The sequence below is a fragment of the Pseudomonas sp. TWP3-2 genome (assembly GCF_049897765.1).
Lineage (GTDB): Bacteria > Pseudomonadota > Gammaproteobacteria > Pseudomonadales > Pseudomonadaceae > Aquipseudomonas.
The window spans coordinates 349,219-376,200 of record NZ_JAFCWW010000001.1 but is presented as its reverse complement, the minus strand read 5'-3'; the positions used below and the strand labels follow the sequence as shown (position 1 = coordinate 376,200).

18 protein-coding genes are annotated in these 26,982 nt (G+C 60.8%); 4 read left to right on the top strand and 14 right to left on the bottom strand.

The genetic code is table 11. The annotated features are described in order from the left end of the window. The first annotated feature begins 14 nt into the window (after positions 1-14). A complete protein-coding gene (locus tag ACP7EE_RS01715; RefSeq protein ID WP_426233076.1) occupies positions 15-1,289 on the top strand; it encodes an MFS transporter in 1,275 nt (424 codons plus the stop codon). Between the two features lie 62 nt (positions 1,290-1,351). Here ACP7EE_RS01715 and hemE read toward each other — a convergent pair whose 3' ends face one another. The 11 genes from hemE to ACP7EE_RS01660 all read right to left on the bottom strand — a co-directional run bounded on the left by hemE (position 1,352) and on the right by ACP7EE_RS01660 (position 17,144). Continuing rightward, positions 1,352-2,419 carry a uroporphyrinogen decarboxylase gene (gene hemE, locus ACP7EE_RS01710; RefSeq protein WP_420646906.1) on the bottom strand — a complete coding sequence of 356 codons (1,068 nt, stop codon included), beginning with the start codon at positions 2,417-2,419 and terminating at the stop codon, positions 1,352-1,354. Between the two features lie 238 nt (positions 2,420-2,657). Continuing rightward, the gene (locus ACP7EE_RS01705) at positions 2,658-4,076 is read right to left on the bottom strand and encodes an FAD-dependent oxidoreductase (protein WP_426233074.1); all 1,419 of its coding nucleotides are present in this window, start codon (positions 4,074-4,076) and stop codon (positions 2,658-2,660) included. 33 nt (positions 4,077-4,109) lie between these two features. After that, positions 4,110-8,555 carry a glutamate synthase large subunit gene (gltB, locus tag ACP7EE_RS01700; RefSeq protein WP_426233072.1) on the bottom strand — a complete coding sequence of 1,482 codons (4,446 nt, stop codon included), beginning with the start codon at positions 8,553-8,555 and terminating at the stop codon, positions 4,110-4,112. Positions 8,556-8,905: 350 nt separating this feature from the next. Further along, positions 8,906-10,501: an AAA family ATPase gene (locus ACP7EE_RS01695; RefSeq protein WP_426233070.1), complete on the bottom strand. Its 1,596-nt coding sequence runs from the start codon at positions 10,499-10,501 to the stop codon at positions 8,906-8,908. 10 nt (positions 10,502-10,511) lie between these two features. Then, positions 10,512-11,612: a 3-dehydroquinate synthase gene (gene aroB / locus ACP7EE_RS01690; RefSeq protein WP_426233068.1), complete on the bottom strand. Its 1,101-nt coding sequence runs from the start codon at positions 11,610-11,612 to the stop codon at positions 10,512-10,514. Between the two features lie 142 nt (positions 11,613-11,754). Further along, positions 11,755-12,273: a shikimate kinase AroK gene (gene aroK, locus ACP7EE_RS01685; protein WP_420646902.1), complete on the bottom strand. Its 519-nt coding sequence runs from the start codon at positions 12,271-12,273 to the stop codon at positions 11,755-11,757. A gap of 4 nt (positions 12,274-12,277) precedes the next feature. Further along, complete coding sequence (pilQ, locus tag ACP7EE_RS01680) at positions 12,278-14,356, bottom strand: type IV pilus secretin PilQ (protein ID WP_426233066.1); 2,079 nt, start codon at positions 14,354-14,356, stop codon at positions 12,278-12,280. 13 nt (positions 14,357-14,369) lie between these two features. Beyond that, complete coding sequence (locus ACP7EE_RS01675; RefSeq protein WP_426233064.1) at positions 14,370-14,897, bottom strand: pilus assembly protein PilP; 528 nt, start codon at positions 14,895-14,897, stop codon at positions 14,370-14,372. Continuing rightward, positions 14,894-15,517, bottom strand: coding sequence for a type 4a pilus biogenesis protein PilO (gene pilO / locus ACP7EE_RS01670; protein WP_420646899.1), 624 nt, complete (start codon positions 15,515-15,517; stop codon positions 14,894-14,896). Before pilO ends, ACP7EE_RS01675 begins: the two co-directional genes overlap by 4 nt. Then, a complete protein-coding gene (locus tag ACP7EE_RS01665) occupies positions 15,514-16,080 on the bottom strand; it encodes a PilN domain-containing protein (RefSeq protein ID WP_420646898.1) in 567 nt (188 codons plus the stop codon). The genes pilO and ACP7EE_RS01665 overlap by 4 nt, the downstream gene beginning before the upstream one ends. Beyond that, positions 16,080-17,144, bottom strand: coding sequence for a pilus assembly protein PilM (locus ACP7EE_RS01660; protein ID WP_426233061.1), 1,065 nt, complete (start codon positions 17,142-17,144; stop codon positions 16,080-16,082). The genes ACP7EE_RS01665 and ACP7EE_RS01660 overlap by 1 nt, the downstream gene beginning before the upstream one ends. Positions 17,145-17,363: 219 nt before the next feature. Between ACP7EE_RS01660 and ACP7EE_RS01655 the strand changes: the two genes are divergently transcribed. Next, complete coding sequence (locus ACP7EE_RS01655) at positions 17,364-19,802, top strand: penicillin-binding protein 1A (protein ID WP_426233417.1); 2,439 nt, start codon at positions 17,364-17,366, stop codon at positions 19,800-19,802. Positions 19,803-20,118: 316 nt separating this feature from the next. Here ACP7EE_RS01655 and ACP7EE_RS01650 read toward each other — a convergent pair whose 3' ends face one another. From ACP7EE_RS01650 to rpmE, 3 genes are all read right to left on the bottom strand, one after another. After that, a complete protein-coding gene (locus tag ACP7EE_RS01650; protein WP_420646896.1) occupies positions 20,119-21,387 on the bottom strand; it encodes a malic enzyme-like NAD(P)-binding protein in 1,269 nt (422 codons plus the stop codon). A 183-nt stretch (positions 21,388-21,570) separates the two neighbouring features. Continuing rightward, positions 21,571-22,320 (bottom strand): thermonuclease family protein, encoded by a 750-nt coding sequence (locus ACP7EE_RS01645; protein WP_426233059.1) that lies wholly within the window; start codon positions 22,318-22,320, stop codon positions 21,571-21,573. 65 nt (positions 22,321-22,385) lie between these two features. Beyond that, positions 22,386-22,613: a 50S ribosomal protein L31 gene (rpmE, locus tag ACP7EE_RS01640; protein WP_420646894.1), complete on the bottom strand. Its 228-nt coding sequence runs from the start codon at positions 22,611-22,613 to the stop codon at positions 22,386-22,388. A gap of 168 nt (positions 22,614-22,781) precedes the next feature. On the opposite strand from rpmE, the gene ACP7EE_RS01635 reads away from it, so the two are divergent. Together ACP7EE_RS01635 and argS are read left to right on the top strand one after the other, a co-directional pair. After that, positions 22,782-25,001: a primosomal protein N' gene (locus ACP7EE_RS01635; RefSeq protein ID WP_426201760.1), complete on the top strand. Its 2,220-nt coding sequence runs from the start codon at positions 22,782-22,784 to the stop codon at positions 24,999-25,001. A gap of 243 nt (positions 25,002-25,244) precedes the next feature. Then, positions 25,245-26,981, top strand: a complete 1,737-nt coding sequence (gene argS / locus ACP7EE_RS01630; protein ID WP_426233057.1) for an arginine--tRNA ligase — start codon at positions 25,245-25,247, stop codon at positions 26,979-26,981. Position 26,982: the final 1 nt, after the last annotated feature.

The following is a 26,982-nucleotide window of genomic DNA, read 5'->3' as shown; positions in this document are numbered from 1 at the left end:
CTCCGAGGTCTGAAGTGAAAACTGCTGTCGCCCCTCTCGCCCACGAAGTCCCGCCCGCCGCAGCCGACGATGTGCTCGCCGAACTGCAAGAAATCTACATCGAAAAAGGCACACCTGCGTTCATGCGCACGGTGCTGGCGTTGTTCTGTGGCGGCTTCGCGACTTTTGCGTTGCTGTACTGCGTGCAGCCGATGATGCCGCTGCTGTCCCACGAATATTCGATCAACGCGGCGCAAAGCAGTCTGATTCTGTCGGTGGCGACCGGCATGCTCGCTATCGGTCTGCTGATCACCGGACCGATTTCGGATCGGGTCGGACGCAAACCGGTGATGGTCGCGGCGTTGTTCGCGGCGGCGCTGTGCACCATCGCCAGTTCGGTGATGCCGAGCTGGGAAGGCGTGCTGGTGATGCGTGCGCTGATCGGCTTGTCGCTGAGCGGGCTGGCGGCAGTCGCGATGACTTATCTGAGCGAAGAAATTCACCCGCAGCACATTGGCCTGGCGATGGGTTTGTACATCGGCGGCAACGCGATTGGCGGGATGAGTGGACGCTTGATCACCGGGGTGCTGATCGACTTCGTCAGTTGGCACACGGCGATGCTGGTGATCGGTGGTCTGGCGCTGATCGCGGCGGCGGTGTTCTGGAAAATCCTCCCCGAATCGCGCAACTTCCGCTCGCGCTCGCTGCACCCGCGCAGTCTGCTCGACGGCTTCACCATGCACTTTCGCGACGCCGGTCTGCCGCTGCTGTTTCTTGAAGCCTTCGTGCTGATGGGCGCATTCGTCACCCTGTTCAACTACATCGGCTATCGCCTGCTCGCCGGGCCATACAACCTCGATCAGGCGTACGTTGGCCTGCTGTCGGTGGTGTATCTATCCGGGATCTACAGCTCGGCGAAGATTGGTTCGCTGGCCGACCAACTGGGGCGCCGCAAAGTGCTGTGGGCAACCATCGCGCTGATGTTCGCCGGTCTTGCGCTGACCATGTTCACCGCGCTGCCGCTGGTGATCATCGGCATGCTGATCTTCACCTTCGGCTTCTTCGCTGCGCACTCGGTGGCCAGCAGCTGGATCGGCCGCCGCGCGACCAAGGCCAAGGGCCAGGCGTCGTCGTTGTACCTGTTCAGTTATTACGCGGGGTCGAGTATCGCCGGGACGGCGGGCGGAGTGTTCTGGCATATCGGTGGGTGGAACGGGATCGGGTTGTTTATTGGCGCGCTGTTGCTCGTGGCGTTGCTGGTGGCGTTGAAGCTGGCGAAGTTGCCGCCATTGGGTGGCGTCAACGCCTGAAACAAAAACGCCCGGCATCTAGCCGGGCGTTTTGGTTTTCTACCATCAAAGCTGGGCGCGGATCACTCGTGATACTGCCCCGACAGATCATGCACCGCGCGCAGGAACGCACCGGCATGTTCCGGATCAACTTCCGGCGTGATGCCATGGCCGAGGTTGAACACGTGGCCGCTGCCTTTGCCGTAGCTGGCGAGGATGCGTCCGACTTCGGTACGAATGGCTTCTGGTTTGGCGTAGAGCACGGTTGGGTCCATGTTGCCTTGCAGCGCAACTTTGTCGCCAACGCGGGCGCGGGCATTGCCGATGTCACAGGTCCAGTCCAGGCCGAGTGCGTCGGCGCCAGCGTCGGCGATGCTTTCCAGCCACAGGCCGCCGTTCTTGGTGAACAGGATCACCGGGACCTTGCGCCCTTCGTGCTCGCGGATCAGGCCGCTGACGATTTTCTTCATGTAGGCCAGCGAGAATTCCTGATACGCCGCCGCCGACAGATTGCCGCCCCAGGTATCGAAGATTTGCACCGCTTGCGCGCCGGCCATGATCTGGCCGTTGAGGTAGCTGGTGACCGACTGCGCGAGTTTATCCAACAGCAGGTGCATGGCTTGCGGGTTGTCGTAGAGCATGGCTTTGGTCTTGCGGAAGTCTTTCGACGAGCCGCCTTCAACCATGTAGGTCGCCAAAGTCCACGGGCTGCCGGAGAAGCCGATCAGCGGCACGCGACCGTTGAGTTCGCGGCGGATGGTGCTGACCGCGTCCATCACGTAGCCGAGGTCTTTGTGCGGATCAGGGATCGGCAGGGCTTCGATGTCGGCCATCGTGCTGACGACTTTCTTGAAGCGCGGGCCTTCACCGGTTTCGAAGTACAGGCCTTGGCCCATGGCATCGGGGATGGTGAGGATGTCGGAAAACAGGATCGCCGCGTCCAGTTGTGGATAGCGGTCGAGCGGTTGCATGGTGACTTCGCAGGCGAACTCCGGGTTCATGCACAGGCTCATGAAGTCACCGGCTTTGGCGCGGCTGGCGCGGTATTCCGGCAGGTAGCGACCGGCCTGACGCATCATCCACACGGGGGTGACGTCAACGGGTTGCTTGAGCAGGGCACGAAGGAAACGGTCGTTCTTGAGGGCAGTCATGTCGGCATCCGCAAAAAAAGTGCGGGCATTTTCTCAGAGCGCGACGCAAAAGGCACGGTTGCAGGTCAGCCTTTTGTCTATCGGGTCAATTTATTGCGCTGGAACACCGACTTTGTAACACCACAAATCACTGTGGGAGCTGGCTTGCCAGCGATGCAGACACCTCGGTGCGTCCAGATAAACCGAGGTGATGCTATCGCTGGCAAGCCAGCTCCCACAGGTATTGCGATGCAGTCAGTTAGACGCCGAGGTAATCGAGAATCCCTTCAGCCGCATTGCGCCCTTCGAAGATCGCCGTCACTACCAGGTCAGAGCCACGCACCATGTCGCCACCAGCAAAGATTTTCGGGTTGCTGGTCTGGTGCTTGTACTGAGCTTGCTCAGGCGCAACAACGCGGCCCTGGCTGTCGGTCTGGATTTCGAACTGTTCGAACCACGGCGCCGGGCTTGGGCGGAAACCGAAAGCGATGACCACGGCGTCGGCCGGAATGATCTCTTCGGAACCCGGGATCGGCTCGGGGCTGCGACGGCCACGGGCGTCCGGTTCGCCGAGACGGGTCTCGACCACCTTCACGCCTTCAACCCGATCTTCACCGACGATGGCGATTGGCTGGCGGTTATAGAGGAATTTCACGCCTTCTTCCTTGGCGTTCTTCACCTCTTTGCGCGAGCCGGGCATGTTCGCTTCGTCACGACGATAAGCGCAGGTCACCGACTTGGCGCCCTGGCGGATCGAGGTGCGGTTGCAGTCCATGGCCGTGTCGCCGCCGCCGAGTACCACGACCTTTTTGCCTTTCATGTCGACGAAATCTTCCGGCGACTTTTCAAAGCCCAGGTTGCGGTTGACGTTGGCAATCAGGAAATCCAGCGCGTCGTGCACGCCCGGCAGATCCTCACCGGCAAAGCCGCCCTTCATGTAGGTGTACGTGCCCATGCCCATGAACACCGCATCGTATTCGGCGAGCAGTTGCTCCATGGTCACGTCTTTGCCGATTTCGGTGTTGAGACGGAACTCGATGCCCATGCCGGTGAAGACTTCGCGACGATTGCTCAGCACGCTCTTCTCAAGCTTGAACTCGGGGATGCCGAAGGTCAGCAGACCGCCGATTTCCGGGTTCTTGTCGAATACCACCGGGGTCACGCCGCCACGCACCAGCACATCGGCACATCCCAGACCCGCCGGGCCTGCACCGATGATCGCAACACGTTTGCCGGTCGGTTTGACCTTGGACATGTCCGGACGCCAGCCCATGGCAAACGCGGTGTCGGTGATGTACTTCTCGACCGAACCGATGGTCACCGCGCCAAAACCGTCGTTGAGCGTGCAGGCACCCTCGCACAGACGATCCTGCGGGCACACCCGGCCGCAGACTTCCGGCAGGGTGTTGGTCTGGTGCGACAGTTCGGCGGCCTGGAGGATGTTGCCCTCGGCCACCAGCTTCAGCCAGTTGGGAATGAAGTTGTGCACCGGGCACTTCCATTCGCAATACGGGTTGCCGCAACCCAGGCAGCGGTGGGCCTGATCGGCCGAGTGCTGGGGTTTGAACGGTTCGTAGATCTCCACGAACTCTTTCTTGCGTTGACGCAACAGTTTCTTCTTCGGATCTTTGCGCCCGACGTCGATGAACTGGAAGTCATTATTCAGACGTTCAGCCATTGTTAAAACCTCATCAAACTCTTCAGGCGCATATCACTGCGGGTTGGCACGAGTGCTGGAAAGCAACGATTTCAGGTTGGCAGCCTTGGGCTTGACCAGCCAGAAACGACGCAAGTAATCATCGAGGTTCTCGGCGAGTTCACGACCCCACTCGCTGTCGGTTTCCTCGACGTACTCGTTCAGCACGCGTTGCAGGTGGCTGCGGTAGGCTTCCATCGCCTCGCCGCTGATCCGCTGGATTTCCACCAGTTCGTGATTGACGCGGTCAACGAAGGCGTTGTCCTGGTCGAGCACGTAGGCGAAACCGCCGGTCATGCCAGAGCCGAAGTTGTAACCGGTCTTGCCCAGGACGCAGACGAAACCACCGGTCATGTACTCGCAGCAGTGATCGCCCGTGCCTTCAACCACGGCGTGAGCACCGGAGTTACGCACGGCAAATCGCTCGCCCGCGGTGCCGGCGGCGAACAACTTGCCGCCAGTGGCGCCGTACAGGCAGGTGTTGCCGATGATGGCACTGTCCTGAGTCTTGTAGACGCTGCCCTTCGGCGGCACGATGGTCAGCTTGCCGCCGGTCATGCCTTTGCCGACGTAATCGTTGGCGTCGCCTTCGAGGTAAAGGTTCAGCCCGCCGGCGTTCCACACACCAAAGCTCTGACCGGCAGTGCCCTTGAAGCGGAAGGTGATCGGCGCATTCGCCATGCCCTGATTACCGTGCTTGCGCGCGATTTCGCCGGAGATCCGCGCGCCGATCGAACGGTCGCAGTTGCAGATATCCAGATCGAACTCGGCGCCGCTCATGTCATTGATGGCCGAGGTGGCCATGTCGACCATTTTCTCGGCCAGCAGGCCCTGGTCGAATGGCGGGTTGCGCTCAACCTGGCAGAACTGCGGCTTGTCCGCCGGGATGTGATCGCTGCCGAGCAGCGGAGTCAGATCCAGATGGTTTTGCTTGGCGGTCTGGCCTTCGAGGACTTCCAGCAGATCGGTGCGACCGATCAGCTCTTCGAGGGAGCGCACGCCCAGCTTGGCCAGCCACTCACGGGTTTCTTCGGCGACGTAGGTGAAGAAGTTCACCACCATGTCGACGGTGCCGATGTAGTGATCCTTACGCAGCTTCTCGTTTTGAGTGGCAACGCCAGTGGCGCAGTTGTTCAGATGGCAGATGCGCAGGTATTTGCAGCCCAGCGCGATCATTGGCGCGGTGCCGAAGCCGAAGCTTTCGGCGCCGAGAATCGCAGCCTTGATCACGTCGAGGCCGGTTTTCAGGCCGCCATCGGTCTGCACCCGAACCTTGCCGCGCAGGTCGTTGCCGCGCAGGGTCTGGTGGGTTTCGGCGAGGCCGAGTTCCCACGGTGCGCCGGCGTACTTGATCGAAGTCAGTGGCGAAGCGCCGGTGCCACCGTCGTAACCGGAGATGGTGATCAAGTCCGCATAGGCCTTGGCCACACCGGCGGCGATGGTGCCGACGCCCGCTTCCGCTACCAGCTTCACCGAAACCAGCGCCTTCGGATTGACTTGTTTCAGGTCGAAAATCAGCTGCGACAAGTCTTCAATCGAGTAGATATCGTGATGCGGCGGCGGCGAAATCAGGGTCACGCCCGGCACTGCATAACGCAGCTTGGCGATCAGCCCGTTGACCTTGCCGCCCGGCAGTTGACCACCTTCGCCGGGCTTGGCGCCCTGGGCGACTTTGATCTGCAACACTTCAGCATTGACCAGGTATTCCGGAGTCACACCGAAACGGCCCGTCGCAACCTGTTTGATTTTCGAACTCTTGATGGTGCCGTAACGCGCCGGGTCTTCGCCGCCTTCGCCGGAGTTGGAACGCGCGCCGAGGCGGTTCATGGCTTCGGCCAGGGCTTCGTGAGCTTCCGGCGACAGTGCGCCCAAAGAGATACCGGCGGAGTCAAAGCGCTTGAGCACCGATTCCAGCGGTTCGATTTCACTGATGTCCAGCGGCGTGTCGAGGGTCTTGACCTTGAGCAGGTCGCGAATCATCGACACCGGACGGTTGTCCACCAGCGCGGTGTATTCCTTGAACTTGGCGTAGTCGCCCTGCTGCACAGCGGCCTGCAGAGTGTTGACCACGTCCGGGTTATACGCGTGATATTCGCCACCGTGGACGAACTTCAGCAGACCGCCCTGCTGGATCGGCTTGCGCGGGCTCCAGGCTTCGGCGGCCAAGGCTTTCTGCTCGGCTTCGATATCGACGAAACGCGCACCCTTGATGCGGCTCGGCACGCCACGGAAGCTCAGGTCGCACACTTCTTCGGACAGGCCGATGGCTTCGAACAGCTGTGCACCGCGATACGAGGCAATGGTCGAAATGCCCATCTTCGACAGGATCTTCAGCAGACCTTTGGTGATGCCTTTGCGGTAGTTCTTGAACACCTCATAGAGGTCGCCCAGCACTTCACCGGTACGGATCAGGTCGCCCAGCACTTCGTACGCGAGGAACGGATACACCGCCGAGGCGCCGAAACCGATCAGCACCGCGAAGTGATGCGGGTCGCGTGCAGTGGCGGTTTCGACCAGGATGTTCGAGTCGCAACGCAGGCCTTTTTCGGTCAGGCGATGGTGCACCGCACCGGTGGCCAAGGATGCGTGGATCGGCAACTTGCCCGGCGCGATATGCCGGTCGCTCAGAACGATCTGGGTACGCCCGGCGCGCACGGCTTCTTCAGCCTGATCGGCAACGTTGCGGATCGCCGCTTCGAGGCCGAGGCTTTCATCGTAGTTGAGGTCGATGACCTGACGCTCGAAACCTGGGCGGTCGAGGTTCATCAGCGAGCGCCACTTGGCCGGAGAAATCACCGGCGAGCTGAGGATCACGCGCGAGGCGTGTTCCGGCGACTCCTGGAAAATGTTGCGCTCGGCACCGAGGCAGATTTCCAGCGACATCACGATGGCTTCACGCAACGGATCGATCGGCGGATTGGTGACCTGCGCGAACTGCTGACGGAAATAGTCGTACGGCGTGCGCACGCGCTGGGACAGCACCGCCATCGGCGTATCGTCGCCCATCGAGCCAACGGCTTCGTAGCCTTGCTCGCCAAGCGGACGCAGCACCTGATCGCGCTCTTCGAACGTGACCTGATACATCTTCATGTATTGCTTGAGCTGATCGACGTCGTAGAAAGCCGAACCGTGATCGTTGTCTTCCATGGTCGCCTGAATACGCAGGGCATTCTTGCGCAACCATTGCTTGTACGGATGACGGGATTTCAGACGGTTGTCGATCGCGTCGGTGTCGAGGATCTGCCCGGTTTCGGTGTCCACGGCAAGGATCTGGCCCGGGCCAACGCGGCCCTTGGCGATCACGTCTTCTGGCTGGTAATTCCACACGCCGATTTCCGAAGCCACCGTAATGAAACCGTTGGTGGTGGTCACCCAGCGCGCCGGGCGCAGACCGTTACGGTCGAGCAGGCACACCGCGTAGCGACCGTCGGTCATGACCACGCCCGCCGGGCCGTCCCACGGTTCCATGTGCATCGAGTTGTACTCGTAGAACGCACGCAGATCCGGGTCCATGGTTTCGACGTTCTGCCACGCAGGCGGAATGATCATGCGCACGCCACGGAACAGGTCGATGCCGCCGGTGACCATCAGTTCGAGCATGTTGTCCATGCTCGATGAGTCGGAGCCGACGCGGTTGACCAGCGGGCCGAGTTCTTCCAGATCCATCAGATCGTTGGTGAACTTGGTCCGACGGGCCTGAGCCCAGTTGCGGTTACCGGTGATGGTGTTGATTTCGCCGTTGTGGGCGAGGAAGCGGAATGGCTGAGCCAGCGGCCATTTCGGCAGGGTGTTGGTGGAGAAGCGCTGGTGAAACACGCAGATCGCGGTTTGCAGGCGCTCGTCACTCAGGTCCGGATAGAAGGCGGCCAGATCGGCCGGCATCATCAGGCCTTTATAAATGATGGTCTTGTGCGAAAAGCTGCAGATGTAGTGGTCGCTGTCGACAGCGTTGGTCACCGACGAACGACGACGGGCGCTGAACAGCTTGACCGCCATGTCCTGATCGCTCAGGCCTTCACCACCGATGTACACCTGCTCGATCTGCGGCAGGCGCTCAAGGGCCAGGCGGCCGAGGACGCTGGTGTCGATTGGCACTTTGCGCCAGCCGATCAGTTGCAGGCCTTCAGCAAGGATCTCGCGGTTCATGTTCTCGCGAGCGGCTTCGGCTTTGACCGGATCCTGGTTGAAGAAAACCATGCCCACGGCGTATTGCTTGGGCAACTCGACGCCGAAAGTTTCCTGGGCGATAGCACGCAGGAAGGCGTCGGGCTTTTGAATCAGCAGACCGCAGCCGTCACCGGTCTTGCCGTCGGCATTAATCCCACCGCGGTGGGTCATGCAGGTCAGGGCCTCAATGGCCGTTTGCAAAAGGGTATGACTGGGTTCGCCCTGCATATGGGCTATCAGGCCGAAACCGCAGTTATCCTTGAATTCATCTGGTTGGTACAGACCTGCTTTCATAGACACTTTCTCACCAGGCTGCCTCTTTTCGAGGCAAATTTCTTTTCAATTCAACCACTTGCGATCCGCGCCGAACGTACGCCGGCTTAGCGGGGGCAAAAGGGTGGTCATTGTACACAGCGACACAGAGGCTCACAAATTTGACGACGAAATGTCGCAAATTCATGTCGCATTTGTGAAAGGTTTAAAGCGATCTGCTGTGCTAGTCAAAACTTTTTTAATTTTGACCGCAACGACTCAAAGACTACTGTGACGCAGACACCACAAGGCGCGCGGCCTGTAGAGGCGGCGCGCACATGCAGAAATTTTGAGGTGCTTGGAGAGGCGGCCTGGGTAAGGCCGCCGAATCTTCAGCGAGTTGTTGCCAGTTCCTGTTGGACGCTGGCGACAGTGCGAGGCCAAGGTTTACCAGCCTGAACCTTCGCTGGCAAGGCCTTGATGGCAGAAACAGCCGCATCACGATTGGCGAAGTTGCCGTAGGTGATCACGTAGAGCGGCTTGCCGTTGAGGACTTTCTTGAAATAACGGTACTCACCGCCCTGCTCCTTGACGAAGCTTTGCGCGGCCGTCTCGGAGCTGGTGCCGAGGATCTGCACCACGTAGTTGCTGGTCGGCTGGCCGGCGTACCAGCTGCCACCGGCAGCTTTGGCGACGACGACTGGCTTCTCGGCCGGTTTGGCGGTGGCAACCGGCTTGGCCGGTGCTGGCGCCGGTTTCACCGCTGGTGCAACCGGAGCAGGCTTGGCGGTGGCGATCTGGGTCGGCGCAGGCGTTGGTTTAGCCGCAGGCACTGGAACCGGGGTCGGCGCAGGACCGGCCGGAACGCCCGCAGGTGGCGCGGAAGTGGTCACGGTTGGCGGCGTATCGCTGGAGCCTTCGAGCGGCACGCCGTCGTCGCCTTCGGTGATACCGCCAGCCGCTTCAGCCAACGGGCCGCGCATCACTGGCTGCGAGTTGCCGACCAGCGGCAGCGGCATTGGCTGCGTATTGCCGTTGAATTCGACGGATGGGTTGGCGCCCGCCTGAGGCGTGCCTTGACCCAATGGCAATTGCGCCTGTTCGTTGGCCGGCGCACCGGTTGTCGGTGTCTTGTTGCGACCCGGCATCAGCCAGGCGGCAGCGACCGCGACCACAACGACGGCGGAAATCGCCAATACGTGTTTCTTCGGCATGTTGAACCCCATACTTGGACGCTTGACCGCAGAGCGGCTGGCAATCATGGCTTCGATCAGTGCATCGCGAGCGACCTGGTTGATATTACCCGGCCAACCCTCGGAGCTTTCGTGAATATCAGAGATCTGATCCGCGGTGAAAAGTTCGATACCGCGGCCAGCGCCTTGCAGACGCAGATCGAGATATTCGCGGGTTTCTTCTTCGGTGTACGGCTGCAATTCGATGACGTGAAAACGCTCTTCCTCAAGCTGCAAAGCCTCAAGCTGCGCGATCAGCGACGACTCGCCGAACAGGAACACGTGCGGGCGACCTTCCGGTGCGCCGGCACCCAGCGCCATCAGCGCTTCGAGAGCGGATTCGTCGAGCTGCTCGGCGTCATCTACCAGCAGATAGACTTCCTGACCGGTCAGCGCCAACTGCACTACCTGATCAAGAATCGCACCGACGTCGGCCTGCGCCACGTCCAGCGCCTGAGCGACCTGGCGCAACACGCCCGCCGCATCGCCGGCACCGCGTGCGGAAACCACCACGCTCTGCACCGATTGTTTGTTGGTACTGGCCACCAGCGCCTGACGCAGCAGGGTCTTGCCGCTGCCTTGCGGGCCGGTAACCACCAGCAGCAACTGGCTGTAACGCGCCAGATGATGCAGTTGACCCAGCACTGGTTTGCGCTGGGCCGGGAAGAATTTGAAGCCCGGCACCCGTGGAGCGAAAGGGTCGTGGCTTAACTGGTAATGGCCGAGGAACGCCTCGTCGGCATGCAAACTAGTCATCGGAATCTTATTAACCTTTAAGCTGAGCCAGAGCGCGGTAATCCGCGCTCAGCGTGGCCTGTAGAACCTCTTTCGGATAATCGGCGGTCACCACCGCTTCGCCCATCCGGCGCAGCAGCACCAGGCGTAGACGACCGTCGATCACTTTTTTATCTATTGCCATGTGTTCGAGAAAATCGGCTTCGCTCATCTCTTCAGGCGGAACCACCGGCAGACCGGCGCGCTGGAACAGACGAATGCCGCGATCGCGCTCCTGCTCGGTGATCCAGCCCAGACGCGCGGACATCTCCAGCGCCATCACGGTGCCCGCGGCGACTGCTTCGCCATGCAACCAGACACCATAGCCCATGTGGGTTTCGATGGCGTGGCCAAAGGTGTGGCCGAGGTTGAGCGTAGCGCGCACGCCAGTTTCTTTCTCGTCAGCGCCGACCACCGCAGCCTTCGCGGCGCAGGAGCGCTCGATCGCGTAGGTCAGGGCTTGCTGATCGAGATTGCGCAGGCGATCGACGTTTTCTTCGAGCCAGGCGAGGAACGGCTCGTCGCAGATCAGCCCGTATTTGATGACTTCGGCCAGACCGGCGGACAGTTCGCGCGCCGGCAGGGTATTCAGCGAGGCGGTATCGATCAGCACCACGTTCGGCTGATAGAACGCGCCGACCATGTTCTTGCCCAGCGGATGGTTGATCCCGGTCTTGCCGCCCACCGACGAATCGACCTGGGACAGCAGCGTGGTTGGAATCTGAATGAAATCGACACCGCGCTGGTAGCAGGACGCCGCGAAACCGGCCATGTCGCCGATCACCCCGCCGCCCAGGGCGATCACGGTGGTGCGGCGGTCATGCCGCGCGGTGAGCAGGCCGTCGAAGATCAGTTGCAGGGTTTCCCAGTTCTTGAAGGCTTCGCCGTCGGGCAGCACTACGGAAATCACCGAGAACTGCGCGAGGCTGCGGGTCAGACGTTCGAGATACAGCGGCGCTACGGTCTCGTTGGAGATGATTGCCACTTGCCGCCCGTGGATATGCGGCGCCAGCAACTCGGGCTGATCCAACAAACCTTCGCCGATATGAATCGGGTAGCTGCGCTCGCCTAAATCGACCTTGAGTGTCTGCATGTGTCCCCACAGTGAAGATGGAAGCAGGCGTCCTGCCTTGAATTATCGGACGTCCCCGGCCTTGAGTGGTGTGACGTCGCTTGCGTGCGATCCGCCACAACCCTCGACAGGACGCCGAGGATAGCGCATTTCGGGCAACGGTTTAACGGGGTGGAAGCTGCGCCAGACGCTCGAGAATATCCAGCACGACCATGCGTGGCGGCCGCTCGTCGGTTTCCACCACCAGATCAGCGATTTCTCGATACAGCGGATCACGGATCGCCAGCAGATCACGCAGGGTTTTTTCGGGATTGCCGGTGCGCAGCAACGGGCGGTTGCGGTCGCGAGAAGTGCGACCGACCTGCTGTTCGACCGAGGCGTGCAGATACACCACTCGCCCGCCCTCATGCAGGGCCTTGCGGTTGGCATCGCGCATGACTGCGCCGCCGCCGGTTGCCAACACCACGCCATCGAACCCGCACAGCTCGGCGATCATCGCCTGCTCACGGTCACGAAAGCCGGGCTCGCCTTCCTTGTCGAAGATCCACGGGATATTGGCGCCCGTACGCAGTTCAATTTCCTTGTCGGAATCTTTGAACGGCAGGCGCAGCTCTTTGGCCAGTAATCGGCCGATGGTGCTTTTACCAGCCCCCATCGGTCCTACAAGAATCAAATTTCGCACAGAATCAACGACTCACAGCAATCGCCTGGTTATTCATGATACGCGGAGTGAGAAATACCAGCAGCTCGGATTTTTTCTCCGAAACCACATCACGCCGGAAAAGGCGGCCAAGATACGGCACATCGCCAAGAAATGGCACCTTATCTACGACCTTGCTTTGAGTATTTGAGAAAACCCCACCGATCACGATGGTTTCGCCGTCATTCACCAGCACCTTGGCGTTGACCTCGTTTTTCTTGATCGGCGGCACGTCCTGCACTTTGTTCAGGTAATCCGGTTCGTCCTTGGTGACCTTGACCTCCATGATGATGCGGTTGTCCGGGGTGATCTGCGGCGTCACTTCCAGCGACAGCGACGCTTCCTTGAACGACACCGACGTGGCGCCGCTGGAGCTGGCCTCCTGATACGGAATCTCGGTGCCTTTGAGGATTTTCGCGGTTTCCTTGTCCGAGGTGACCACCTTGGGCTGCGAAACGATTTCGCCGTTGCCGGTTTTCTCCATCGCCGTCAGCTCCAGGTCGAGCAGCACGTTGTCGGTGATGAACGCGATGCCGATCCCCGAGGTGTTGCCGATGGTGCCCATGTCGACGAACGGCGAGTTGGTGCTGGTACTGCCCGGCGTGCCGATGGTGGTCGACGAACCGTTGCTCACGCCGGAGGTGTTCCAGTTGCCTTTGTTCTGGATCGAACCGCCCCAGCGCACGCCCAGGCTCTTGTCATAATCGACGTTGGCCTCGACGATGCGCGCTTCGATCATGACCTGACGCACCGGGATATCCAGCTGCGCCACGATCCGCCGCAGTTCGTCGAGGCGATCCTGAGTCTGATAGGCAATGATGTTGTTGGTGCGTTCATCGACGGTGATCGAACCGCGCTCGTCGATTTTCGCCTCGGCACTGGTCACCGACTGAAACAGCTTGGCAATGTCCGCTGCCTTGGCGTAGTTGACCTGCAACAGTTCGCGGCGCAACGGCGCCAGCTCGGCGATCTGTTTCTGCGATTCCAGTTCCTGGCGCTCACGCGCAGCGATTTCATCGGCGGGGGCCACTAGCAACACATTGCCGATCTTGCGCTTGTCCAGGCCCTTGGTCTTCAGCACCAGATCCAGCGCCTGATCCCACGGCACGTTTTGCAGGCGCAAGGTGATGCCGCCCTGCACCGTATCGCTGGCCACCAGATTGAGGTTGGTGAAATCGGCGATCAGTTGCAGCACCGAGCGCACGTCGATGTCCTGAAAATTCAGCGAAAGCTTCTCGCCGCTGTAGGCCTTGCGATCGGCGTTGCGCTTTTGCAAGTCATCGACCGTCATCGGCCGGATGCTTACGGTCAGCTTGTTGTCGGTCTGGAACGTTGAATAGTCGAACGTACCGCTCGGTTCGACGGTGATCACCGCGCGATCCCCGCTGACAGCGGCGTTGACGAATTGCACCGGAGTGGCGAAATCCTTGACGTCGAGGCGCACCCGCAATGGCTCAGGCAACTGAGTGCGGGCGAAGCTGAGGATGATCTTGCCGTCGTGCTCCTGAATATCGGGGGCGATAGTCGGGTCGGACAGGTCGATCACCACATTGCCTTCGCCCGCCGTGCCGCGCTGAAAATCCACGCCGCGAATGGCTTTGGACGACGGCGCGTACGCCCGAGTCGGCGCTTTAACCGCTGTGGCCCGTGGTGCAATGGTTTTCGGGCGCGCAGCCACAGGTTTGGTGCCCTGCCCGACCACCACGAACACGTTATTGCCTTCAACCCGCGTGTCATACGGGGCCAACTGGGTCAGGCTGATGATCAGTCGCGTACGATCCTTGGCCTCGACCACCGTGGCAGTGCGCGCATTGCCGCTGCCCAGGTCACGATTCTTGTTGGCCAATTGGCTGGCGACACCCGGCAGATCCAGCGCAATACGCGCCGGCGACTCGGTGGTGTAACCCTTGGGCTGCGGCGGCGGGCCGTCGAACGACAACTTGAGTTCGACACGATCACCCGGCAACGCCGCAACATCCAGCGCCTGCAGATTGGCCGCGATTACCATCGGTGACAGCAACGCTATCCATAGCGAAAAACCGAAGGTTGAGAAAATCCTGTTCATTGATCGACTTCCACTATGAGTGCTCTTTCAAAGGAATGGTGCGCGGCCGCTCCAGCCAGGCGCCGTCGCCATCGGGAACGATTTCGACCACATCGACCTGAGCCGCATTGATCGCGACGATGCGTCCGTCATTGCGCCCCAGGTAATCGCCGACCTTGAGCCGATGCACCCCGCCCGCTCCGCGCAATAACGCGAAGGAGCCGCTGGCATTGGAGATCGTGCCGACCATTTCAAACTGCTCGATGTTGAAACCTTCGAGGTATTGCTTGACCCGGTTCGGGTCTGGTTTGACGTTGCGCGAGCCGCGTTTTTGTCCGGCCATATCAGCGCGCACCTGGCGCGAGAACGGGCTGCGCAGGTTGGCGGCGCTGTAGGTAAATGTGGGATAGGAACGGAACGTCGGTGTCGGTTCGATCTTGCCCGGTGGGCGTAGACGCTCTTGGTTCATGTAGGCGTCGAGGTCGCTGAAGTCATCGCCGCCGCCACAACCGTTAAGCGTGAGGATCAGCAAAGCCAGGGTGGAATAACGAATCGGGGTCATTTCTGCAGCCCCTTGTCGTTATAACGGTAGGTCTTGGCGAGGATGCTCATGCGCAACTTGGTGCCGCCCTCGGGATTGGCCGGGGCCAGTTCGAAATCGTGCAGGGTAACGATGCGTGGCAGCCCGGCGACGCCGCTGACGAAGGTGGCGAGGTCGTGATAGGCGCCGGTCACGGTGATCTGGATCGGCAGTTCGATGTAGAACTGCTGGGTGACCTCGGGCAGCAGTTTGATCTCTTCAAACTCCAGACCGCTGCCCAGCCCCGTGCGGGTGATGTCTTCGAGCAAGCCCGGCACTTCGGTATCACTGGGCAATTGCCGCAGCAGCACGCCGAAGGAGTTTTCCATTTCCTTCATCTGCTGGGTGTACAGCTCCAGATTGGCCGCCATACGTGCTTTGCTGGCGAACTGCTCCTTGAGGGTGATTTCTTCCTCGCGCTTGAGATCGAGCTGGCTCTGCATGTCGCTGATGAAAAAGCTGTAGCCAAGCGCCAGAACCACGATCATCAACAGTGCGCCGGCCAAGCCTTTGACTGCTGCGGGCCACGAACCGATGTTGCTCGTATCGAGGTCGTTGAAATCGATACTGCGTAGACTTTCCAGCCATTCGGACGGCTTCATTGGTCGCCCTCCAGGTTCTTCGGCCGGGTCTGGCGTACGGTCAGTTGAAAGACATTGGCCTGCTCAAGCTGCCCGGCCGTGGTCGCCTTGACTTCCGTCAGGCTCGGCGCGTCGAACCAGTCGGAGGCGTCGAGGTTGCGCATCAGGTCGGACACGCGATTGTTCGACTCGGCCGCACCGCTGATCGACAGGGTTTTGCCGGTCATTTTCACGTCGGTGAAATACACCCCGTCCGGCAGCGTGCGCGCCAGTTGATCGAAGATCCGCCCGCTGATCTGCCGGTTGACCTGCAAGTCCTGGATGATGCGCATGCGCTCCACCAGTTGCTGGCGGTGGGCCTTGAGTTCGCTGATCTGTTTGATCCGCTCATCGACTACCGCGATCTGTTTGCCGATGTAATCGTTGCGCGCCATTTGTCGCTGGATGGCAGCACTGACGATCTGGTCGGCGATAAACACCGCTCCGACCGAGCCGACCACCACGCCGATCAAGACCAGCAGAAAGCGTTTGCGCTTTTCTTCGCGACGCTCCTCGCGCCAGGGTAAAAGGTTGATCCGCGCCATCAGTCAAAACTCCTGAGCGCGAGCCCACAGGCAATCATCAGGGCCGGCGCATCACTGGCCAGCGCCCCGGCGTTGACCTTGCTGCTCAGGGCCATGTCGGCAAACGGGTTGGCAACCTGGGTTGGCGTGTTCAGGCGCTGTTCGATCAGTCGATCCAGCCCCGGCACCGAGGCTGTGCCGCCGGCCAGCAAAATATGATCGACCGCGTTGTACTGACCGGAGGCGAAGAAGAACTGCAACGAGCGCGAAACTTGCTGCACCAGCGCCTCGCGAAATGGCTGCAATACCTCGCTGACATAGTCGTCGGGCAAGCCGCCCTGTTTTTTTGCCAGGCCGGCCTGTTCGACGGTCAGGCCGTAGCGCCGCTGGATTTCTTCGGTCAACTGGCGACCGCCGAACAACTGCTCGCGGGTATAGATGATGCGGCCGTTATGCAGAACGCTGAGGGTGGTCATGGTCGCGCCGATATCGACTACCGCGACAGTCAGGCGCTCTTGCGACGCAGCCAGTTGTGTGGCGAGCAACCCGAACGAACGCTCCAGCGCGTAGGCTTCGACATCGACCACCCGCGCAGTCAGCCCGGCCAGCGCCAGCGCCGCTTCGCGGACTTCGACGTTTTCCTTGCGACAGGCGGCCAGCAACACATTGACCCGCTCGGGGTTACGCGGCGAGACGCCCTGAACTTCGAAATCAATGGCGACTTCATCCAGCGGATAGGGGATGTATTGATCGGCTTCGATCTTGAGCTGGTTTTCCAGTTCGTCGTCGGAAAGTCCGGCGTCCATCTCGATGATCTTGGTGATCACCGCAGAACCGGCGACAGCCACCGCCACGTTTTTCTGCCCGGTGCGGGCCTTGCCCAATACCTTGGACAGGGCAAGCCCGACGCCCTCAAGTTCGGCAATGTTCTTTTCGACCACGGCATTCGCCGGCAACGGCTCGACCGCATACGCCTCGACCCGATAGCGATCGCCCTGACGGCTCAGCTCCAGCAGCTTCACTGAGGTGGAACTGATGTCGATCCCCAGTAACGTATTGGTCTTTTTATTGAAGAGTCCTAGCACTACCAATTCCCTATGACTATCCGTGAGTTACGGACTCTGTAATGCCCATTGCGTTCCCTGACCCCGTCTTGACAGCAGCGCAAATGACGCCCCCGGCGGAAAAGTGCTTATAATGCCCAGCGATTTTTTCCGCTTTTTACTGCCAGCGCGGGCCGTTCTGTGTGTTCCCGGAACCCTGTCGCCTAATTCATTCTTTGCCCTGGATGTTCAAACGCCTTGATTCGTCTGCTGAAATTTTTCGGTTGGTCCATCGTCGCCATTTTCTGCGGACTGCTTTTAGCTCTCAGCGGCGCGTACCTTTACCTTAGTCCGGGATTGCCGTCCGTGGAGGCGCTGAGAAGCATCCAGTTGCAGATTCCCCTTCGCGTCTACAGCAGCGACGACAAATTGATCGCAGAGTTTGGCGAAATGCGCCGGACTCCGATCCGTTTCGCCGACATTCCCCCCAATTTCATTAATGCGTTACTAAGTGCTGAAGACGATAACTTCGCCAACCACTATGGCGTCGATCCGAGCAGCCTGATGCGCGCCGCGACCCAACTGGTCAAAAGCGGACACATCCAGTCCGGCGGCAGCACCATCACCATGCAGGTGGCGAAGAACTTCTTCCTGAGCAGCGAACGCAGCTTCTCGCGCAAAACCACCGAAATCCTCCTGGCCTTGCAGATCGAACGGCAGCTGACCAAGGACGAAATCCTTGAGCTGTACGTCAACAAGATCTATCTGGGCAACCGCGCCTACGGCATCGAGGCTGCTGCGCAGGTCTATTACGGCAAGTCGATCCGCGACGTCAGCCTGGCGCAGATGGCGATGATCGCCGGCCTGCCGAAAGCTCCGTCGCGTTTCAACCCGCTGGCCAACCCGGCACGCAGTAAAGAGCGGCGCGACTGGATTCTCGGCCGCATGTACAAGCTCGGCAAAATCACCGAAGCGGACTACACCGCCGCGATCAACGAGCCGCTGAACGCCAGTTATCACGTGCCGACCCCGGAAGTGAACGCGCCGTACATCGCCGAAATGGCTCGCGCGGAAATGGTCGGTCGTTACGGCAGCGACGCCTACACCGAAGGTTTCCGCGTCACCACTACGGTGCCGAGCAACTTGCAGGAAATGGCCAACACCGCGCTGCACGAAGGCCTGATGACCTACGACCAGCGTCACGGCTACCGTGGGCCTGAGTCGCGTCTGCCAGGCAAGACCCGTGAAGCCTGGGCCGCTGAACTGACCAAACAACGCACCATCAGCAGTCTAGAGCCAGCCATCGTTACCCAGGTGGACAAGAACGGCCTGCAAGTGTTGACCCGTACCGGCGAAGAGCACGTGGCCTGGGACACCATGAAATGGGCACGACCGTTCCTCAACACCAACAGCATGGGCGCCAACCCGCGTCAGCCGTCGGATGTAGCGCAGATCGGTGACCTGGTGCGCGTGCAACGGCAGAAAGACAACTCGCTGAAGTTCAGCCAGCTCCCGCAGGCGCAAGGCGCGCTGGTGTCGCTGGATCCGCAGAACGGCGCAATCCGCTCGCTGGTCGGTGGTTTCGCTTTCGAGCAAAGCAACTACAACCGTGCGATGCAGGCCAAGCGTCAGCCGGGTTCGAGCTTCAAGCCATTCGTTTATAGCGCCGCGCTGGATAGCGGCTACACCGCCGCCACACTGGTGAACGACGCACCGATCGTGTTCGTCGACGAGTACCTGGACAAGGTCTGGCGTCCAAAGAACGACACCAACACGTTCCTCGGCCCGATCCGCTTGCGTGAGGCGCTGTACAAGTCGCGCAACCTGGTGTCGATCCGTTTGCTGCAAGCAATGGGCGTGGGCAAGACCATCGACTACATCAGCCGCTTCGGCTTCAACAAGCAGGACTTGCCGCCGAACCTGTCGCTGGCACTCGGCACCGCGACCCTGACGCCGATGGAGATCGCGACCGGTTGGGCCACCTTCGCCAACGGTGGCTACAAGATCACCCCGTTCATCATCGACAAGATCGAAAGCCGCAACGGCGACACGCTGTTCGTCGCCAACCCGCCAAGCGTGCCGCAGGGCGCCGCAGCGACTGACGGCATCGCCGCGCCGTCGGCCGAGACCTTCACGGTCAACGCGACACCGGGTGAAGCACCGGGCAGCCCGGCCACGCCGCAGACGCCAGCGGTTGCCGAGCGCATCGTTGATGGCCGCACTACCTACATCCTCAACAGCATGTTGCAGGACGTGATCAAGCTCGGCACCGGTCGCCGTGCACTGGCGCTGGGTCGCAGCGATATCGCCGGTAAAACCGGTACTACCAACGAATCCAAGGACGCGTGGTTCTCCGGTTACAACGCCGATTACGTGACTACCGTGTGGACTGGCTTCGACCAGCCGGAGAGCCTCGGTCGCCGCGAATTCGGCGGCACCGTGGCGCTGCCGATCTGGATGAACTACATGGCTGCCGCGCTGAAGGACAAGCCACCGCATGTGCAGGCCGAGCCGGAAGGGCTGCTGAGCTTGCGGGTGGATCCGGCCAGTGGTCGTGCGGCATCGCCGAGCACGCCGGGGGCGTACTTCGAGCTGTTCAAGGCTGAAGATACGCCGCCGTCGGTGAATGAGCTTGGTAATGGCGCGGTGCCGGGCAGTCCGTTGCCGGCGGATGAACAGGCGCCTATCGACCTGTTCTGATTTAGCCACCTGATGAAAAGCCCCGCCTTCGAGAGAAGAGCGGGGCTTTTTTATACATGAAGATCAAGAGCCCCTCACCCTAGCCCTCTCCCAGAGGGAGAGGGGACTGACCGAGGTGTCTTCCGCCATACATCGACCTGAATGACCGAGTCGATTATGGATTCGGTAAAGCAAGTTCAGGTCGGCGTATCTCTCAAACATCCCACGGTCGGCTCCCTCTCCCTCTGGGAGAGGGCTGGGGTGAGGGTTGCTTTTGACCAACAAAAAAGCCCCGACTCTCACGAGCCGGGGCTTTCGTTTGAAGCGCTACAACGACTTAACCGTTGAACACGTCATCCACGCTTTTCAGCGGGTAGTTCTTCGGATACGGCAGGGTCGCCACACCGGTCTCGATCGCGGCTTTGGCCACAGCATCGGAGATCAGGGTGATCAGGCGCTTGTCCATTGGCTTCGGAATGATGTACTCACGGCCGAATTCCAGCGGAGCACCACCGTAGGCATCGCACACGTCCTGTGGCACTGGCAGTTTGGCCAGTTCACGCAGGGCGTTGGCGGCGGCCACTTTCATTTCTTCGTTGATGCGCTTGGCGCGAACGTCCAGGGCACCACGGAAGATGAACGGGAAGCCCAGCACGTTGTTGACCTGGTTCGGGTAGTCCGAACGGCCGGTGGCCATGATCACGTCGCTACGGGTGGCGTGCGCCAGTTCCGGGGAGATTTCCGGATCCGGGTTCGAGCAGGCGAACACGATCGGGTTGGCCGCCATCGACAGCAGGCCTTCAGCGCTCAGCAGGTTCGGGCCGGACAGACCGACGAACACGTCAGCGCCTTTCAGCGCGTCAGCCAGAGTGCGTTTCTCAGTGGCGTGAGCGAACACGGCTTTGTACTGGTTCAGGTCGTCACGGCCGGAGTGGATCACGCCGGTACGGTCAACCATGAAGATGTTTTCGATGCTTGCGCCCATGCTCACCAGCAATTTCATGCAGGAGATGGCAGCAGCGCCGGCACCGAGGCAGACGATCTTGGCGTCAGCCAGGGTTTTGCCAGCGATTTCCAAAGCGTTGATCATGCCCGCAGCGGTCACGATGGCGGTGCCGTGCTGGTCATCGTGGAACACCGGAATGTCGCACTGCTCGATCAGAGCGCGTTCGATCTCAAAGCACTCAGGCGCCTTGATGTCTTCCAGGTTGATGCCGCCGAAGGTGATGGAGATGCGCTTGACGGTGTCGATGAAGGCTTGCGGGCTTTCGGAGTCGACTTCGATGTCGAACACATCGATGCCGGCGAAGCGCTTGAACAGCACGCCTTTACCTTCCATCACTGGCTTGGAAGCCAATGGGCCGAGGTTACCCAGACCGAGAATCGCGGTGCCATCGGAAATGACTGCAACCAGGTTGCCTTTGCCGGTGTATTTGTAAGCCAGTTCAGGATCGCGAGCGATCTCGCGCACTGGTTCGGCTACGCCGGGGCTGTACGCCAGCGACAGGTCGCGAGCAGTAGCTGTGGCCTTGGTGAGCTCGACACTCAGCTTCCCTGGACGAGGATGGGCATGGTATTCGAGAGCGGCAGTTTTCAGATCAGACATGGGGGCATTCCGCTTTTTACTGTTGGACAGACTGGTCAGCGAGGATACGCGCCTCGCAAAGTCCCCACAAGACTGACCGGTCACCCCTGTCAAGCGCCCTGTCCTACGACTTTGGGCCAAGAGCCACGGTGCACAAGGGCTGGAGTGTTCACAATCGAGTTGATAAATGTCTACAATTTTTCTTCAGCGCGAAGACTGCAGCATCGACGGATCGGTCAGTGGCAGCAGCCAGCGTGGCTGTCCTGATTTCAGTCCGCCGCGTCGCGAACGATCAACGATCCAGCCACGAGCCTCGATTTGTCGGCCCTTCAACGCTTGCAGCGCCGCGCCGTCAAAGTGCTCAAGCAGATTGGGTGCAACGCGCAATACAAGCGAGTCCTGCAACTCGATCCAGATTCCGCCACGATTGCGCTGAACCTTGCTAACACGCCCGCTGATCACGGCAAAACCCGAACGCTGGATCTGCTCTGCTTTCAGTACAGGCGACTGCTTCCACACGCCAAGACCGGCCTGCCGCGCATTGCGTTCGGCCGCTTGCTGACAGGCAACCAGATCGACATTCGGCGCCACCGCGACCTGGAATCCCAGGCCATCGGCAAGCATTTGCGCTTCGAGATTGGCGCCGCTGGCGCTGTAGAGGTGGGCCAGCGTGCGGCCGTAATGATCCTTGGACTCCTTACCGGGAAGCACACCGACGCGCCCGCCACTGCTGGCCACTAGCGCTTCCAGGCGTTGCCGCGCGGCTACGGCGAATGGCTCGTCGCTGCGGCCCGTCTTGCCGAGTTCAGGCGTATTGAGGCCAATCATGCGTACGCTGCGCCCGTCGCTCAGGCGCACGGTGTCGCCATCGATCACGCGCTGCACCGCGACTTGCGGGAGTCCCGTCGGGCCCGGGCAGAACGCCTGCGCCGTTGACAGCCAAATCGCAGGCATAAAAAAGGCGCCCGCGAGGGACGCCTTTTTCAGCAATGAGGAAAAGCCCACCGGGCCTTTCAACCTTACTCTGCAGCTGCAGGTTTCTTGCCGAAAGCACCGAAACGGTCTGCGAAGCGCTGAACGCGGCCGCCAGTGTCCAGAGTCTTTTGCTTACCGGTGTAGAACGGGTGGCATTCGTTGCAAACGTCGATTGGCAGCGGCTTGCCGAAAGTCGAACGAGTTTCGAACTTGTTGCCACAGCTGCAGGTAACAGCAATGACTGGGTAATTCGGGTGGATATCAGCTTTCATGGTGTCTTCCTCAGCTAGCGTGCCGCCATCCAACACTATTGTTGAATACCGCACGTAATTAGGCCGCGGATTCTACCAGACCTTTGCAATGACGCAAGCTGTCACTGAGACCGACCGTCTGCTAGGCTCCCGCCCCTCTTCACCGCCCCACCAGTGAGTATCCCCCGCGTGCCCGACGCCATCTTGCGCCTCGCCCTGCCTTCGCCCCTGCGCCGACTGTTCGATTATCGAGCGCCGGCCGGCGTGCTGCGTGAGCAGTTGCAGCCGGGCATGCGCCTGCGGGTGCCGTTCGGGCGACGCGAGATGATCGGGATTCTGGTGGAGGTCACCGACACCAGCGAAGTGCCAGCGGAAAAGCTCAAACCGGCACTGGCCCTGCTCGACGCTACCGCGCCGCTGCCGCCAGCGCTGTTCAAGCTGTGCCTGTGGACGTCGCAGTATTATCAGCACAGCCTCGGCGACACCTTGAGCTGGGCGCTGCCGGTACTGCTGCGTCAAGGCGAATTGGCCGAAGCACGCCAGGAACGCTTCTGGTCGGCCGCCCCCGGCGCCAGCCTGGATGATCCACGCATCGCCCGTGCGCCGCGTCAGCGTGAAGCCCTGGCCACGCTGGCCCAGCATCCGCACGGCGTCGCCCATCAGTTGCTGAGCAAACTGATGCTGAGCAAGGACAGCCTCGATCTGCTGCTGGCGAAAAATCTGGTGCAGGTGGAAATCCGCCGGCATGCGCCGGGCGCGCGTCACGAGCGTTGGCTGGCACAGCCGGAATTGCCGCTCAACAGCGAACAACGCGCTGCTTATGAAGCGATCCGCGCCGGGTTCGACAGTTATCATGCGTTCTTGCTGGCCGGCGTCACCGGCAGCGGCAAGACCGAAGTGTATTTGCAGTTGATCCGCGAAACCCTGGAGGCCGGCAAGCAGGCGCTGGTGCTGATCCCCGAGATCAACCTCGGCCCGCAGACGCTGGCGCGTTTCGAGCAGCGCTTCAATGCGCGCATCGCGCTGATTCACTCCGCAGTCAACGACCGCGAACGCCTTGACGCCTGGCTCGCCGCCCGCGACGGCGAGGCCGACATTATTATCGGCACCCGTTCGGCGCTGTTCACCCCGATGAAAAATCCTGGGCTGATCATTATCGACGAGGAGCACGACGGCTCCTATAAACAGCAGGAAGGCCTGCGCTACCACGCCCGCGATCTGGCGCTGGTGCGCGCGCGGCAAGAAAACATTCCGATTGTCCTCGGCTCCGCGACGCCGTCGCTGGAAAGCCTGCACAACGCCTACACCGGTCGCTACGGCCTTTTGCGCCTGAACGAGCGCGCCGGCGGCGCCAAGCAGCCACGCTTCCTGCGACTGGACGTGAAAAGTCGTCCACTGGACAGCGGGATTTCCGGGCCGATGCAGCAAGCGATCGGCCAGACCCTGGCGAAGGGGCAGCAGGTGCTGGTATTCCTCAATCGCCGGGGCTTCGCGCCGACTTTGCTGTGCCACGATTGCGGCTGGATGTCCGAGTGTCAGCGCTGCGATGCGCGGATGACCGTGCACCAGCGCCACGGCGAGCTACGTTGCCATCACTGCGGCTACGTTGAACGCACGCCGCGCCAGTGCCCGAAGTGCAACAAGGTCGATCTGCGGCCAGTGGGCGCCGGCACTGAACGTGCCGAGGAACGACTGGCGATTCTGTTCCCGGACTATCCAGTGCTGCGCGTCGACCGCGACAGCACTTCGCGCAAAGACGCAATGAATCAGTTGTTCGCGACGATTCAGAAGGGTCAGCCGTGCATTCTGGTCGGCACGCAGATGTTGGCCAAGGGTCACCACTTTCCACGGGTGACGTTGGTGTCGATCCTTGACGCCGACGGCGGACTGTTTTCCGGCGACTTCCGCGCCAGCGAGCGCATGGCGCAGTTGATCGTGCAAGTGGCCGGGCGTGCCGGACGGGCAGAAGAACCGGGCAAGGTGATCATTCAGACGCACCTGGCCGACCATCCTTTATTGGTGCAGTTAACCGAGCAGGGTTACTTCGCTTTCGCCGAACAGGCGTTGAGCGAGCGCCGTGCGGCCGGGCTGCCGCCGTTCGCCCATCTCGCCCTGCTGCGCGCTGAAGCGCATAAACCGGGGCAGGCCGAAGGCTTTCTCGATGAGGCGTGCAGCGCGGCCGAGCGTTTGCTGGCGGAGCAGAATCTGACTGGCATCGAGTTGCTCGGGCCAGTGCCGGCACCGATGGAACGCCGCGCCGGGCGTTATCGTGCGCAGTTGTTGTTGCAGGCGACGGCTCGCGCACCGTTGCATCGGTTGCTGGCCAGTTGGTTGCTGGTGCTGGAGCAGATGCCGAGCGGGCGCGCGGTGCGTTGGTCGCTGGATGTTGATCCCGTCGATTTGTATTGACCCTGAATCTGTGGCGAGGGAGCTTGCTCCCGCTCGGCTGCGAAGCAGACGCACATTTCAGGGCCGCTTCGCGCCCCAGCGGGAGCAAGCTCCCTCGCCACAGGATAATCGCCCATCGATTTGTCACCACATATCCATAACCTGCCTGCTAAGGTTGGCAAGCCCGTCTTCGCAACGGATAATGCCCAGTTTTTCCACCCGCGCATTGATGCGCCGCCGCGCTTGCGGTCGAAAGAGAAGACCATGAAAGACACCATTCGCCAGCTGATCCAACAAGCCATCACCCAACTCGTCAACGAAGGTGTGTTGCCTGAAGGCCTGTCGCCGGCGATCCAGGTGGAAAACGCCCGCGACAAGACCCACGGTGACTTCGCCAGCAACATCGCGATGATGCTGGCCAAACCGGCGGGCATGAAGCCGCGCGATCTGGCGGAAAAAATCATCGCCGCACTGCCAGCCGACGAGAACGTCACCAAGGCTGAAATCGCAGGCCCAGGCTTCATCAATTTCTTCCAGAACACCCAAGCGCTGGCCTCGCGCCTCGACGCCGCTCTGGCCGACGCCCATGTCGGCGTGCGCAAGGCCGGTCCTGCGCAACGTACCGTGGTCGACTTGTCGGCACCGAACCTCGCTAAAGAAATGCACGTCGGTCACTTGCGTTCGACCATCATCGGCGACGGCGTGGCGCGGGTTCTCGAGTTCCTCGGCGACACCGTGATTCGTCAGAACCACGTTGGCGACTGGGGCACCCAGTTCGGCATGTTGATGGCTTACTTGCAGGAAAACCCGATCACCAGCGACGAGCTGTCGGACCTGGAAAACTTCTACCGCGCCGCCAAGCAGCGTTTCGACGAGTCGCCGGAATTCGCCGACCGCGCTCGTGGCCTGGTGGTCAAGTTGCAGGCCGGCGATGCCGAGTGCCTGACACTGTGGACCAAGTTCAAGGACATCTCGCTGTCGCATTGCCAGAAGATCTACGAACTGCTCAACGTCAAACTGACCATGGCCGACGTGATGGGCGAAAGTGCCTACAACGACGACCTGGTCAACGTGGTCAACGACCTGAAAGCCGCTGGCATGCTTGTGGAAAGCAACGGCGCGCAGTGCGTGTTCCTCGACGAATTCAAGAATGCCGATGGCGACCCGCTGCCGGTGATCATCGTCAAGGCTGACGGCGGTTATTTGTACGCCACCACCGACCTGGCGGCCGTGCGCTATCGCAGTGGCCAACTGAAAGCTGATCGCGCGCTGTACTTCGTCGACCAGCGCCAGGCCCTGCACTTCCAGCAAGTGTTCGCCGTAGCGCGCAAGGCCGGTTTCGTGACCCATCCGATGGAAATGGAACACATGGGCTTCGGCACCATGAACGGCGCCGATGGCCGTCCGTTCAAGACCCGTGATGGCGGCACCGTCAAGCTGATCGATCTGCTGACCGAAGCTCAGGAACGCGCCTACAGTCTGGTGAAAGAGAAGAACCCGACGTTGGCTGAAGACGAACTGCGCAACATTGCCAAAGTGGTCGGCATCGGCGCGGTGAAATACGCCGACCTGTCCAAGCATCGCACCAGCGACTACAGCTTCAACTTCGACCTGATGCTCAACTTCGAAGGCAACACCGCGCCGTACTTGCTGTACGCCTACACTCGCGTGGCCGGTGTGTTCCGCAAACTGGGCAAGGATTTCAGCGAAGTCGACGGCCAGATCGTTCTCGAAGCTGCGCACGAGCAGGAACTGGCGGCCAAACTGGCGCAGTTCGGCGAAGTGCTGAACAACGTCGCGGAAAAAGGCACGCCGCACACGCTGTGCACCTACCTGTACGACGTCGCCGGCCTGTTCTCCAGCTTCTACGAGAACTGCCCGATTCTGGCTGCCGAAACCCCGGCGCAAATGCAGAGCCGTCTGCGCCTCGCTGCGCTGACCGGCCGTACCCTCAAGCAAGGCCTCGAACTGTTGGGCCTGGAAACTCTGGAGCGCATGTAAG